The sequence below is a fragment of the Paenibacillus sp. cl123 genome (assembly GCF_900101595.1).
Classification (GTDB): Bacteria; Bacillota; Bacilli; order Paenibacillales; family NBRC-103111; genus Paenibacillus_G.
The window spans coordinates 51,365-63,844 of sequence record NZ_FMYY01000013.1 but is presented as its reverse complement, the minus strand read 5'-3'; the positions used below and the strand labels follow the sequence as shown (position 1 = coordinate 63,844).

The window sequence follows — 12,480 nt, the reverse complement described above, 5'->3', positions numbered from 1 at the left end:
TGCTTGTTCCTCCCCATAACATTTGTTATAGCCGCCTGTCCCCAGCGATGGGGACAGGCCCGCAAAATTATCCTTATGCTTTCGTTCTGCACAGAATGTTCTAGCACGCAGAAAAAGGCGGCCTGTCCCGGCGGCCGCCCTTGTCTTCACGCGTTTCATTATGATGATGCCAGCCTGCTTCCTCGGACGTTTCCCTCCCGCCGCTGGCTAGAACATTCTTCTTCTTAAGTGCCGGGCGGTTTACAATGCCCCTACCGTCTGCCGGTGGCCGGCAACTTCCTTCTCCCGGGCAACCGGCTTCGCGACAGCCTCTGCCGGCGCGCTGGCATGAACCGCGTCGCCCGCCTCGATATCGCCGGCCAGCCCGTAAGGAAAGCATAGCGGTGCGCCGGTACGCGGGTCATGGATGATATCCGCCCGGATAGCGAACACTTCGTGCAGCATATCGCGGGTGATAACCTCTGCCGGACTGCCTTCCACGATCAGATCGCCGTGCTTGATGGCCACGATATGCTGGGCGTAGAGCGCGGCATGGTTCAGGTCATGGACCACCATGACGATCGTCCGGCCTTCCTCCCGGTTCAACCGCTCCAGCAGCTTCAGCACTTCCAGCTGATGGGCCATGTCCAGAAAGGTCGTCGGCTCATCCAGAAACAAAATATCGGTCCCCTGCGCCAGAGCCATCGCGATCCATGCCCGCTGGCGCTGTCCGCCGGACATCTGATCGATCGGCCGGTCGGCGAACTCGTTCATCCCCGTCACGTCCAGCGACCAGGCGATCATCTCCTTGTCTTCCTTGGACAAGGAGCCGAAGCCCTTCTGATGCGGGAAGCGGCCGAACGAGACCAGCTCGCTGACCGTCAGCCCCTCCGGAGAAACCGGGTTTTGCGGGAGCATTGCCAGCTGCTTGGCGACTTCCTTGGTCTGCATCTGATGGATCGACTTGCCGTCAAGAAATACGCCGCCCTTCTGCGGCTTCATGATTCGAGCCATCGTCTTCAGAATCGTCGATTTGCCGGAACCGTTGGCCCCAACCAGCGCCGTAATCTTCCCGCTCGGAATGCTGACATTCAGCGAATCGACGATCATTCTTTCCCCATAGCCAATCTGAAGCCGTTCTGCAAATAACCGGGACATGATGCTCTCTCCTTATATGTGAAAATAGTTATAAAAGTATGCGAAAGTTAATGTAATGTAATAAATATGATAATGATTCTCATTTTAGCCTCTTCTTCAATGATAATGCTTATCAATATCACTGTCAACTAATTATTGTAAGCATGAGCATGATATCCGCCTAAAAGTCCGGTGAACAAAGCGCGGTCTACAGTTTACAGTTTACAGTTTACAGTTTACAGTCTGCGGTCTGCGGCGCGGCTTTCAGCAGATCTCGCTGCTTCAACTCCCCATCGGCCCCTCCGGCCTCTTGCCCGCCGGACTTCTAAACAGGAAAAACCCTTTGTTAGCCGTACGGCGGCTTTCAAAGGGTTTTCGATCTTTATTTCCCTGTAAATGTCATCGACTGAAACGTTTCATTCAGCCGCTTCCACTGCTCATCCGTCTTCACGGCGTCGTTGATACGCAGACGCACCGAGTAGACGATGTTTTCATGGGTAAACACATACTCATGCAGCGTATACGGAATGTTGCGCGACTTGTATTGCGTCGCAAATTTTTTCACGGGAACGCCGAACAGCTCCTCATCCGTGACCGTATACGAATAGGCGGCATCGGCCTCCGCATTTTTCTTGTGCTCCTTCTCCAAGGCGTTCAGCCTGCTCTGCAGATCGCCCGAATCGTCGGCCGCTACCGTCAATCCCCCGCCCTCGAACAGGAACGACTGAACCGGCGAGTCTTTGTCAGAGTCATAACCTCCGTACCACGATTCCGGCGCTTTGAGCGCATACCGGTATTTCTTGCTCGTATACGTAACGGTGCGGGCCGGATCAAGCAGATCGTCTTCATCCTGGATAAATCCGAGCGACCGGTTCGCCCATTCCTTCGGGAAATGAATGGACTTCTTCAGCGTGTCCGCAACGCTTTCCATTTCCTTCATGTCCGCATTCCCCGGGTAATACACCGCAAGCTCATACTTGTACTTGTCCTTGATCAAATAGATGACGCGGACGTGATGCCACTTGTCGCCCATCGTATAGGCATATTCATTCTCTACCGCCGGGACGCCGTCGATGACGATATCCCGCGCGCCTTCCGTCTTGCGGTAGTCGGCGGCATAGCGGTCTTCGAACTTCTTCTCGCCTCGCTCCGCCCATGCCTTAAGCGTGTCGCCCGATGCGGCGGACGTAACGGAGATCAGCAATGCCTTCTCTTCATCTTCGCTGTGATAGCTCAAGCTGCTGCCCCAGCCTCCGCCATCCCAATCCGCGGGCACATCGAAGGCGATGCCGTATTCGGTGGCCACCGTATCCGTCGTCTGATAGACAGAAATATCTTTCAGGCCCGCATTGTTTTCGTCATAGCTCAATACGAACGAGTCCAGCAGATCGTTGTAGCTGTTGCGCTTGAAGCTGCTGGTGTACAGCTCTTCGCTGTGAACCGTCAGCATGATGCGGAAAAGCGTATCCCCCCGAAGAAAAACGCGGCTCTGCATCAATTCGCCGCTGTAGCTGCTCTTGCCGACCAATAAGGCGTAAGCATTCGGTTTCTGGTCAATATAGCGCTTCTCCAGAATCGTATAGCCATAACGATCCTCGTCCAGCTTGCGGAGCAGTCCGAGCGGCGACAAGTCCTCGCTCTGGTCACTTTCGATCGAGATGTCGATGGAGAATTCGCCCTTCGCATCCATGAACGACACGCTGCGGCCATCCGCGTCCTGATCGCTCTTGATCAAGCCTGCCGGATATTTCATCGACCAGCCGTAATGGCTGTCGCCGATATGCGTCTTGCCTTGATCGGCGTCGATATAAGAGCCGGCCGCATCCTGCACGAGGGACGTCGCGCTGGATTCGTCTTCGCCAAGCGCAACCTCCGTCACCTTTTGCGTGCTGCCCGATTTCAGCGTCAGCTTGATCTTTTGATCCGGCAAATAGTTTTTGAGCGCCTCATTGTACTGCACCAGCGTCCCGGTAGGCGAAGACTCGATCGCCAGGAGCACGTCTCCTTGCTTGATCCCCGCTTTGGCCGCCGGAGAATCCGGCTCCACATACGTGACCTCCAGCCCGTTGCCGGAAGGAATGCCGACGACCGCCTCCCAGCTTTCTCCGAGCTCTATCCCCAGATAAGGCCGCTTGACCTTGCCGTACTTGAAGAAATGATCGAGCACATGCTGCACCGTATGTACCGGGATTGCGAAGCCAAGACTGTCTACGCCGTACTCGACATACTTCAGGGTGTTGATGCCGATGACCTCGCCCTTCATATTGAGCAGAGCTCCGCCGCTGTTGCCCGGATTAATCGCCGCGTCGGTCTGGATCAGCTGGTATTTCGACTGGACGGACCGCTCCATCCCGCTGACGATGCCGTAGGTCACCGAGTTGCGCAGGGCGAACGACAGCGGCGTCCCGATCGCCATCACCGGCTCGCCTACCCGGATGTCCGAAGGATTGGCGAATTGGGCGGCCTTCAGCCCCGTCGCTTCGATCTTGACCAGCGCCAGGTCGCTCTCCTCGTCATAATGAGTTGTCTTCCCCGTATACGACTTGCCGTCTGACAGGACAACCGTCATATTATGCATATCCTTGACGACATGCGCGTTCGTCAATATGTATCCGTTGCTGCGGACGATCACTCCCGTCCCATGCGCGAGATTGTAGCGGCTCGCCTCCCACACCTTCTTGCTGTCCATCGGCTTGCCGATAATCGCGACGACCGAAGAGGTCGTCTGCTCGATGACCGCGGGAATGGCCGATTCGGCCGCCGTATAAGCGTAGGTGCCGATAGGCGCGGCGAGCGTCGCCAGCAGGACTGCCGAAGCTGCGGCCAGAGCCGCTTTACGGCTCAATATTGTGATGTTCTTCATCTTCAGGTGTTCTCCTCGTCAGCCCCCATGCAGGCCATTCATTTCCATCTCCAGTAAAATCTATCATAATTCCGAAATCTATTGCAAGAAGGAAATGACTTCATAGAGCCGAAGTCCGTCCGTCTCGACCATATACCCGAAAAAAACGCAAAAATCCCCTCTACCAGCCGCGTCTTGACGGCTGATAGAAGGGATGGCCGGGGGACCGTCAGCTTCTCTGAAGCTTTCGGAGCACCCGGGCAAGCTGCTTATCTCAACACCTTGTCGATCAAGCCATAAGCCAGCGCCTCATCCGCAGACATAAAGTAATCGCGGTCCGTGTCGCGCTGAATTCGCTCCAGCGGCTGGCCGCTCCGCTCGGCAAGAATGTTGTCCAGCGTCCGCCGCGTCTTCAGAATGTGCTCCGCCTGAATCGCGATGTCCGAGGCTTGGCCCCGTACGCCGCCGCCGCTGACCCACGGCTGATGAATCATGACCTCGGCATTCGGCAGCGCGATCCGCTTGCCCGGCGTTCCGGCTGCGAGCAGCACCGCTCCGAAGGAAGCGGCCAGCCCGACGCAGATCGTCGAAATATCCGGCTTCACGAACTGCATCGTGTCGTAAATGGCAAGTCCCGACGTTGTCGAACCGCCCGGACAATTGATGTACAGATGGATATCCTTCTCCGGATCGCTCGCCGTCAGGAACAGCAGCTGCGCAATAACGGAATTGGCCGTCTGATCATCGATCGCGCTGCCGAGGAAAATAATGCGGTCCTTCAGCAGTCGCGAATAAATATCGTAAGAACGCTCGCCGCGCCCGCTTTGCTCCACTACCATAGGAATATAACTCATCGTATGATCCGCCTCCCGGATTTCAAAATGATAGGCTATGCTGCGCAGCTAAGCGGGCGGCCCGCCATCAGCCGCGCCTCTGCGGCCTGCTGTCCGAAGCCCGAGGAGGTCACCCGGATCACCGGACCTTCCGCTCCTCCGGCGCTGCTGCCCGTATGCAGCTCGCGGACCGTTGCTTCCTGCGAGCTGCCGCCGTCTGCGCGCCGCGACTCCCAGACAATGATCGGAGCCGGCCCCTGCCCGCCGCGCTCCCTTCGTTCGACCTGCTGCTCCGCTTTTAGTACTCGCTCCCTCATCCGCATTCCCTCCGATTGGTTCAAAATGCTGTGCTGAGCGCTGCACCCGTTCCGCCGCCCAGACCTACTTCCCGGAGCTTTTTCCGGGTTCCGCCGCTTCGCCTTCCGGCTCCGGATAGACGGCCGTCATTACCCGGAAGCCCGTGCCTTCGCCGCTTCCCGCCGCTCCGTACTTCTCGGACAATCCCCGCACCGCCTCCGCATAATCGCGGACAAATGCCTGACGGGCCGCCTCATCCGGCAAATAAACCTCTGTTTCCAGCACCGCGCTGGGCACCTCAGCTTCATCCGCCAGCTCCATCAGCCGCATCGCATCCCCCCGCAGCCGCTCGGAGGCCATAATCAGGTGGCTCAGCGCCCCTTGATCTTTCATCCGCTGTATCATCGCATCCGGCCAGCCGAAGGCGTCAGGGATCAGATACGACCGGGCGATCGCTTGGTAAAGCACCTCGACCAGGTTTTTAACCTGCCTTGTGCCGCTCCGCCGAATCAAGCCTACCTTCTCAAGCGCCTTGAGATGATAATTGACCTTCTGCGCCGTCTCGCCGACCTGCCTGCCTATCTCGGAAGCCGAAGCCGGCTCGCAAAGCAGACGCAGCACCTCCGCCCGCAGCGGATTCAGCAGCGCAACCGCCTGCTCGGCATATTCCAGCCGGTACAGGTCTTGGATGTGAGGCTTTGATTTGCTCATGAACATCACCATAAAAATTATTTTTTACGTAAACTTATATTAGTACGTTAATGCTTGTCTTGTCAAATCCCATTATGGAGTTTGCCGTGCAACGCCAGCGGCAGCCGTAACAAGCGGCACGGCGACCGACGGTGCGCTTTTCCCGCCCGAAGGATGAATCCCCGAAATAATTGGAAAGCTAACTGTATTCCAAATCACCGTAAAGGAGCTGCGTTCGGAATGCAAGCGCAGAACCTTTATGGTGGGCATCGCTTTGAAAGGAACGGTTAACTGTCTATGACGACCAAACAACAAACGAGCCTGGTTCGAGGCTTGAAGGCCCGCCATATGACGATGATTTCCTTGGGCGGATCGATCGGAACCGGGCTGTTTCTAGCCAGCGGCGGAGCGATCCATGCCGCTGGTCCGGGCGGCGCTTTGCTGGCGTACACAGTCATCGGGTTTATGGTGTATTTCCTGATGACGAGTCTCGGGGAGATGGCCGCCTATATGCCGGTGGCCGGCTCCTTCAGCACCTACGCGGGCAGATTCGTCGACCCGGCCCTTGGCTTCGCGCTCGGATGGAACTATTGGTTTAACTGGGCGATTACGATCGCTGCCGAAATTTCTGCAGCCAGCATCATCGTCAATTACTGGCTGCCGGACTCCTCTCCCCTACTGTGGAGCGCCCTGTTCCTGGGGATCATGGTGTTCATCAATTACTTGTCGGTCCGCGCTTACGGCGAATCCGAATTTTGGTTTTCGTCGATTAAGGTGGCGACGGTGCTTATTTTTATCGGGACAGGCATCCTGATGATCGTTGGCATTATTGGCGGAACGCCTCAAGGCTTCGGCAACTTTCTGGAGGGCGGATCGCCGATCCACGGCGGCTTTATGGGAGTGCTCGGCGTATTTATGGCGGCAGGGTTTTCCTTTCAGGGGACCGAACTGATCGGTATAACGGCGGGGGAGAGCGAAGATGCGGCGGTGAGCGTGCCCAAGGCGGTCAAACAAATTTTTTGGCGCATCCTGCTGTTTTACATCTTCGCGATCTTTATTATCGGCATGCTGATCTCGTACCGGGACCCGGCCCTGCTGAGCTCGGATCTTCAGCATATCTCGGTCAGCCCTTTTACGATCGTATTCGAGAAGGCCGGATTCGCCTTTGCCGCTTCGGTGATGAATGCGATCATTCTGACCTCGGTGCTGTCGGCCGGCAGCTCCGGCATGTACGCGTCGACCCGGATGTTATGGTCGCTCGCCCAGGAAGGCAAAGCCCCGCGGTGGCTGGCGTATCTGAACCGGCGAGGCGTTCCGCTCGCCTCTCTGGCGATCACGGCCGCGATCGGAATGTTTGCCTTCTTCGCCTCCCTGTTCGGAGCCGGCATCGTTTACACCTGGCTGCTGAATGCCTCCGGCATGTGCGGCTTCCTGGCCTGGCTCGGCATAGCCGTCAGCCATTACCGCTTCCGTCAAGCTTTTCTGCAACAGGGCCATAGCCTTGACGAGCTGCCCTACCGGGCCAGATGGTTTCCCTTTGGGCCGATCGTCGCCTTCTCCATCTGCTGCGTCGTCATTATCGGTCAGGGGTTCACCGCCTTCCAGGAAGAAGGGACAGATTGGTACGGGCTTGCGGCCGCTTATATCGGGCTTCCTTTGTTCTTCGTCGTGTACGTCTCGTACAAGCTGAAGCACCGTACCCGGCTTATTCCGCTGCAGGACTGCTGGTTTGACAGTGAGAAAAGCTCCTGACATGCTGTGCGATTTTGAAAAATACTCTTGCGAAGAACCATGCATTCCGAGTAAAAACTGTCCGTTCGGAATCACTTGCCATCAAATGACGTTCGGACGATCCTGAGAAAATCTTGGCTAAGCGGCATTAATTTAAACTGCGCGTTCTAGTACACGCAAAAAAGGAGTGCTGCCCGCAAAGGTTAACACTCCCGCTTCCTCACAATAGTTCCCATCCGCTTCCCGCCAAGCCAGGCGGCTTAGCTGGCAGAAGCCGCCGGCCTCTGCCAGGGCCCGCCGCCGGGTGACGGATGACGGGTCGAAGCCCGTTCACTTCCGCTCCACAGTCACGCCCTGCTCCGCCGCAAGCCGGCTTAGCGCCTCTTCCGCTTCGGCAAACGCCTGCTCGCCCCGAATATCGAAATAGTGGGACCCCCATTTGCCCCGCATATGCAGATGGACCTGCCGGCGCTTGGAGTGAACAGCCAGCTTCTCTATATCGCTCCACGCATACTCCCTCTTCCCGAACCGGATTCGGCGGCCGTCGGCCTGCAAGGGCCGGGGCTTCAGCAGCATGCCCATCATCGCAGCGCCGGTTACCACCATCAACAGCATCAAGACTATAAACAGCACCTGCAGCCATCCGTCCAAGTTCCGGCTCAGTAGCGGTATCCATATCGCCGGAAATGTTATAAACGGCACCATGACCGCCATCATCGATGACTGCGTCGCCTGCACGGTATATTCTTTTTCTTCCATAGTTCCGTCCTCCTTTTCTGGCAGCTATGACATGGAGCGTCTCTGTCCCGAACCATCCCTCCGCAGCGGGTTCGCGTGCTGAATACCCTTAAGCTTCCTGAGCAGGCTCTACTGCCCCAGCACCCACTTGTCCTTTTTGAACATGGCATACGCCGCGGCAAATCCAAGCCCGATCAGCAGCAGCGAGCTGCCGAGCACCATCAGCAGACTGGAGATCGAGAAGATGCCGTAGATCAGTTCCTTGAGCAGGGCGAAAATATTCATGAAAGGAATGAGAAAATGCGCCGGCGTCAGCTCGTTCGGGGCAAGTCCGATCAGCAGAAAGTACGGGATCATGCCGACAAACATGATTGGAGACATATAGCTTTGCGCCTCCTTGTAGCTCTTGGCTACGATACTGATGATCATCTGCAGCGCGGCGAACAAAGCCGAGAAAAGGACGATGCCGAGTACGGCCGAGAAAAGCAGCGCGGCCGCCCCTTCCTCGTAGTCCAGCACGGCAGCCATCCGCTCGGTGAGCAGCTTGGTCACGACTACGAACGCCAGAATGGAGAAGATGCCGCTGACCGTTCCGAGCGTCGAAATCGTCAGCCACTTGGCTGCGATCAGCCGGAGCCGGCTGACCGGTGTAATCAGCAACGCCTCCATCGTCTTGCGCTCCTTCTCTCCGGCGAACAGGTCGGTAGCCGATGGCATGCCTCCCAGCATGACGGACAGCGTGATGATCAGCGAGAACAGCATGGAGATCATCATCGTCGACATCTCGCCGCCCCCCTGCAGCTGCCGGACATCCACAGCGAAAGGCTGGATCTGCTTCGGATCGACGCCCGACGCGGCGAGCCTCGCATCCACCAGCGTCCGCTCTTTGTCCGCCAGCTGTTCCTTCAGCAGATCGACCGAACGCGAGACATTCATGCTCGACTGATCGGCATAAATCTTAACGTCGGCGGCCGCCCCGCTCTCCAGCCTGGAAGCGAAGTCCGGCGTCAACTCGAGCGCAATCTGCACCTCGCCTTCCAAAGCAGCTCCCTGCGGATCGGCCACCCTCGTCAATTCTACATCCGGCATCGTGGACAGCCATTGCCAGGTCGCTTCATCTATCGTCTGCGCTACGCCAACCTTGGCCGCCGCGGGCGCATTTTCGCGAAAGAACAGATTTTCATACAGCAGCGACATGCCCGAGATAAGCAGCACCGGCAGGAAGATGCTAAGCATCAGCGTGCGACGGTCGCGGAAGCTGTCCTTGAGTTCCTTTTTGTATATTCCCCATATCATCCCGCATTCCCCCTCACGAGCCGCGACATCATGATGTAGTTCAGATCCTTGCTCTGCTCCGTTTCGTAAAGCTGTTCGAGCGTTCCGTTATAAACCATCTGTCCCTTATGAATCATAATCACCGAGCCGCAAAGCAGCTGAATCTCCTCCATAATGTGGCTGGAGAAAATAATTGTCTTGCCCTCGCCGCGCAATTGATGAATCAGCTGACGGAACATGTTCGCCGAGGTGATATCCAGCCCCGTCGTCGGCTCGTCGAACAGGATAACCTCAGGATCATGAATCAGCGTGCGGGCGATAGCGACCTTCTGCTTCATCCCCTTCGAGAAGCCTCCAACCTTGCGGTTGATATAATCCTTCATCCCGAATTTGACGGTCAACGCATCGATACGCGCCTTCGTCTCATGAGCGCTCAGCCCGTACAGCATCGCGAAATACTCCAGATTTTCTCTGGCGCTCAGCCTGTCGTACAAACCGGTCTCGCCGCCGAACAGCACGCCGATCCGCTTCTTGACCTCCATCGCCTGCTTGACCGTATCGTAGCCCGCCACAGCGATGCGGCCCTCCGTCGGCTCCAGCAGCGTCGCGATCATGCGCAGCAGCGTCGTTTTGCCCGCGCCGTTCTCGCCGAGCAGGCCGACAACCTCTCCCTGCCGCACCTCCAGCGTGATGGAGCGAGCCGCCTGGACCGCTTCCTTTTTCGCCGGAAAGGTTTTGCTTACCGATTCTATCTGGATCATTCCGACTGCCTCCTTCATCTCTGAGCCTTCGATCTTTCATAGCCTGCTCTGTCCTGCTCTGTCCTGCTCTGTCCTGCTCTTCTGCCGTTTTGCCACGAGCGGCTTTCTTATCCTTATCTTAGCCGATCGGCGGTCTATGTCTACGAAGATGTCGCGAATCGTCCTTTTCCTGTCGCGAATAGGGCGCATCCTGTATAATGGATGGGAATGCCAGTCCTTGCATACCCCACTACACAGGAGCGGATGACCCATGATTCGAGTCGGCCTGGTCGACGACCAGCCTTACGATCTGGAGAAGCTGGCGGCCATCATCGGACAGCTCGACGAGGCGCAGATCGTATTCGCCACCCAGGACCCGGAAGAAGCTTACCGGCAGGTCAAGAAGGACAAGGTCGACCTGCTGATCGCCGATATCGAGATGCCGGGGCTGTCGGGCTACGAGCTCGCCCATTTCGTGCATTCGTACGCGCTGAAGACCGCGGTCATTTTCGTCACCGGACATAGCGGTTATGCCGTGCATGCCTTCGAGCTGCAGGTTCATGACTACATCATGAAGCCTTACACCCGCGAGCGGCTGCTCCAGTCGGTGCGCCGGTTCATGGAGAAGCATCAGGAGCAGGATGCGGTCCAGGGCAATTTGATCATTAAGCAGAAGTCGGAAATTCATATAATCCGCAAGCCGGATATCGTATTCATCGAACGGACGGGCAGAACGACGACGATCGTGACGACGGGAGAGCTGTACGAAACTTATCAGCCTCTGGCCGAGCTGGAGGAGAAGCTGAAGGAACGCGATTTCTTCCGGTCGCACCGGTCATTTCTGATCAATATTCATCATGTGAAAAACTTCAGCCTGTATTCCAAGCATTCCTACTCCATCTCCTTTTATCCCACCAAACGCACCGCGATGATGACGAAGGAAAAAATGGACGAGTTTCAGACGAAATATTTCTAATCTATCCCTGCGAAAAGGAGGCGCTCCGCCATGATCTGGATCGGACAAGCCATGCGGGGCGTCCTTCCGGGCGCGCCCGCGAATATGGAAGGGCAGGACGGCACGGCTTCAGCGGCGAGCTACACCGCCGCTGAAGCAAGCTCGGCCGCCTTCACGGCGCCGTGGCTCCCGGCCTTGCTGCTAGCCCTGCCGCTCATCGCTTTGCTTCTGCTGGCGCTGGCTCTGCTCGCCGCATGGCGCTGGAGGCGGCGGGCGCGGGCGCTGGACAACGCCAACAGCCTGCTGGTCGCCCAGCAGGCCAAGATGGAGCGGATATTAACGGAAGTCCGGTCCGAGCGGCATGAATTTCTGAAGCATCTGCGGGCTATCGAGCAGTTGGCCGGACAGGATCATGACGGGGAGCTGGACGATGTCCGCCGTTACATCGGCGAACTGACGGCCGATACGCGGCGTATTCATGCGCCTCTTCAAGGAGAGAAGGGGCATATGGCCGCGCTGCTCGCCCATATCGCCGCCGAGGGAGCCGCCTGCGGCATCGAGGTCCGGCTCGAGCTGGATGCGCCTCTGTCGGCGATCCCTGTCAGCTTCGTCGACCAGACGAAGCTTGCCGGCAATCTGCTGGGCAATGCGCTGGAGGCGGCTAAGCGCTTCACGCTTGAAGCTGCTGCGGCCCCCAGGCCCGGCCAACGCCCGGCCGTCCTCGAGATCTCGACCGTCCGGCGCAGCGGCCTGTACGTGCTTGAAGTGCGCAACTCCACGCCTCCCCTGCCAGGCGAGCTGCTGGACAGCTTGTTCCGGCGGCCTGTCGCCACAAGCAAAACGGACGGCGATGCCGACCGGCATGGCATCGGCGCCTACGTCGTCGCCGATACCGTCAGGCGCTATCATGGGCAGCTTGACTTTGTCTGCGAAGCGGGGCTGATGACCGTGAAGGTAAAGCTGCCCGTGGTCGTCGGCGACGAGAAGTAACCGCGGCGGCTGTCGGGAAAGCAACCGCCTGCAGCACTGGCGCTGCTGCCCGTACACCGCCGATAGCCGCCGCCCCAGCTGAAGAACGCTGTCCGCAGCTGTCACGGCTGTACACCCTCTCCAGCGGCCTCTCCGTCGGAATCCGGCTGTCGGGAAAGCAGCCGCTGCTCCGAGACAGCCTCCCCGGCTGCGGATTGGCTTCCCCTCGCGGGTGAATGCAGCCTTTCATGCCTTTCATGCCTTTCATGCCTTTCATGCCTTTCATGCCTTTCA

The 12,480-nt window shown here is 57.7% G+C and carries 11 protein-coding genes; 3 read left to right on the top strand and 8 right to left on the bottom strand.

From position 1 onward, the window contains the following. Positions 1-240: 240 nt before the first annotated feature. The 5 genes from BLR08_RS19240 to BLR08_RS19220 all read right to left on the bottom strand — a co-directional run bounded on the left by BLR08_RS19240 (position 241) and on the right by BLR08_RS19220 (position 5,799). Positions 241-1,137, bottom strand: coding sequence for an ABC transporter ATP-binding protein (locus tag BLR08_RS19240; RefSeq protein ID WP_072333571.1), 897 nt, complete (start codon positions 1,135-1,137; stop codon positions 241-243). Between the two features lie 361 nt (positions 1,138-1,498). Continuing rightward, positions 1,499-3,979: a S1C family serine protease gene (locus BLR08_RS19235; RefSeq protein WP_072333568.1), complete on the bottom strand. Its 2,481-nt coding sequence runs from the start codon at positions 3,977-3,979 to the stop codon at positions 1,499-1,501. A 248-nt stretch (positions 3,980-4,227) separates the two neighbouring features. Further along, a complete protein-coding gene (clpP, locus tag BLR08_RS19230; protein WP_072333565.1) occupies positions 4,228-4,812 on the bottom strand; it encodes an ATP-dependent Clp endopeptidase proteolytic subunit ClpP in 585 nt (194 codons plus the stop codon). A 35-nt stretch (positions 4,813-4,847) separates the two neighbouring features. Next, positions 4,848-5,108: a hypothetical protein gene (locus tag BLR08_RS19225; RefSeq protein WP_072333563.1), complete on the bottom strand. Its 261-nt coding sequence runs from the start codon at positions 5,106-5,108 to the stop codon at positions 4,848-4,850. Positions 5,109-5,172: 64 nt separating this feature from the next. Next, positions 5,173-5,799 carry a winged helix-turn-helix domain-containing protein gene (locus tag BLR08_RS19220; RefSeq protein WP_072333870.1) on the bottom strand — a complete coding sequence of 209 codons (627 nt, stop codon included), beginning with the start codon at positions 5,797-5,799 and terminating at the stop codon, positions 5,173-5,175. A gap of 276 nt (positions 5,800-6,075) precedes the next feature. Here BLR08_RS19220 and BLR08_RS19215 point away from each other — a divergent pair, with 276 nt between their 5' ends. Then, a complete protein-coding gene (locus BLR08_RS19215; RefSeq protein ID WP_072333560.1) occupies positions 6,076-7,530 on the top strand; it encodes an amino acid permease in 1,455 nt (484 codons plus the stop codon). A 309-nt stretch (positions 7,531-7,839) separates the two neighbouring features. Here the strand turns inward: BLR08_RS19215 and BLR08_RS19210 are convergent, their stop codons facing one another. The 3 genes from BLR08_RS19210 to BLR08_RS19200 all read right to left on the bottom strand — a co-directional run bounded on the left by BLR08_RS19210 (position 7,840) and on the right by BLR08_RS19200 (position 10,283). Continuing rightward, positions 7,840-8,268 carry a hypothetical protein gene (locus tag BLR08_RS19210; protein ID WP_072333557.1) on the bottom strand — a complete coding sequence of 143 codons (429 nt, stop codon included), beginning with the start codon at positions 8,266-8,268 and terminating at the stop codon, positions 7,840-7,842. A 108-nt stretch (positions 8,269-8,376) separates the two neighbouring features. Then, positions 8,377-9,543: an ABC transporter permease gene (locus tag BLR08_RS19205; protein WP_072333555.1), complete on the bottom strand. Its 1,167-nt coding sequence runs from the start codon at positions 9,541-9,543 to the stop codon at positions 8,377-8,379. Further along, positions 9,540-10,283 (bottom strand): ABC transporter ATP-binding protein, encoded by a 744-nt coding sequence (locus tag BLR08_RS19200; protein ID WP_072333552.1) that lies wholly within the window; start codon positions 10,281-10,283, stop codon positions 9,540-9,542. Before BLR08_RS19200 ends, BLR08_RS19205 begins: the two co-directional genes overlap by 4 nt. Before the next feature lie 250 nt (positions 10,284-10,533). Here BLR08_RS19200 and BLR08_RS19195 point away from each other — a divergent pair, with 250 nt between their 5' ends. Next, positions 10,534-11,238: a LytR/AlgR family response regulator transcription factor gene (locus tag BLR08_RS19195; RefSeq protein WP_072333549.1), complete on the top strand. Its 705-nt coding sequence runs from the start codon at positions 10,534-10,536 to the stop codon at positions 11,236-11,238. 30 nt (positions 11,239-11,268) lie between these two features. Next, positions 11,269-12,207, top strand: coding sequence for a sensor histidine kinase (locus BLR08_RS19190; protein ID WP_072333546.1), 939 nt, complete (start codon positions 11,269-11,271; stop codon positions 12,205-12,207). Positions 12,208-12,480 lie beyond the last annotated feature (273 nt).

Bases quoted from the DNA above. Each gene is read 5' to 3' on its own strand.
- BLR08_RS19220 (WP_072333870.1), bottom strand. From the start codon at position 5,799: ATGAGCAAATCAAAGCCTCACATCCAAGACCTGTACCGGCTGGAATAT.
- clpP (WP_072333565.1), bottom strand. From the start codon at position 4,812: ATGAGTTATATTCCTATGGTAGTGGAGCAAAGCGGGCGCGGCGAGCGT.
- BLR08_RS19225 (WP_072333563.1), bottom strand. From the start codon at position 5,108: ATGAGGGAGCGAGTACTAAAAGCGGAGCAGCAGGTCGAACGAAGGGAG.
- BLR08_RS19215 (WP_072333560.1), top strand. From the start codon at position 6,076: ATGACGACCAAACAACAAACGAGCCTGGTTCGAGGCTTGAAGGCCCGC.
- BLR08_RS19205 (WP_072333555.1), bottom strand. From the start codon at position 9,543: ATGATATGGGGAATATACAAAAAGGAACTCAAGGACAGCTTCCGCGAC.
- BLR08_RS19195 (WP_072333549.1), top strand. From the start codon at position 10,534: ATGATTCGAGTCGGCCTGGTCGACGACCAGCCTTACGATCTGGAGAAG.
- BLR08_RS19190 (WP_072333546.1), top strand. From the start codon at position 11,269: ATGATCTGGATCGGACAAGCCATGCGGGGCGTCCTTCCGGGCGCGCCC.
- BLR08_RS19210 (WP_072333557.1), bottom strand. From the start codon at position 8,268: ATGGAAGAAAAAGAATATACCGTGCAGGCGACGCAGTCATCGATGATG.
- BLR08_RS19200 (WP_072333552.1), bottom strand. From the start codon at position 10,283: ATGATCCAGATAGAATCGGTAAGCAAAACCTTTCCGGCGAAAAAGGAA.
- BLR08_RS19240 (WP_072333571.1), bottom strand. From the start codon at position 1,137: ATGTCCCGGTTATTTGCAGAACGGCTTCAGATTGGCTATGGGGAAAGA.
- BLR08_RS19235 (WP_072333568.1), bottom strand. From the start codon at position 3,979: ATGAAGAACATCACAATATTGAGCCGTAAAGCGGCTCTGGCCGCAGCT.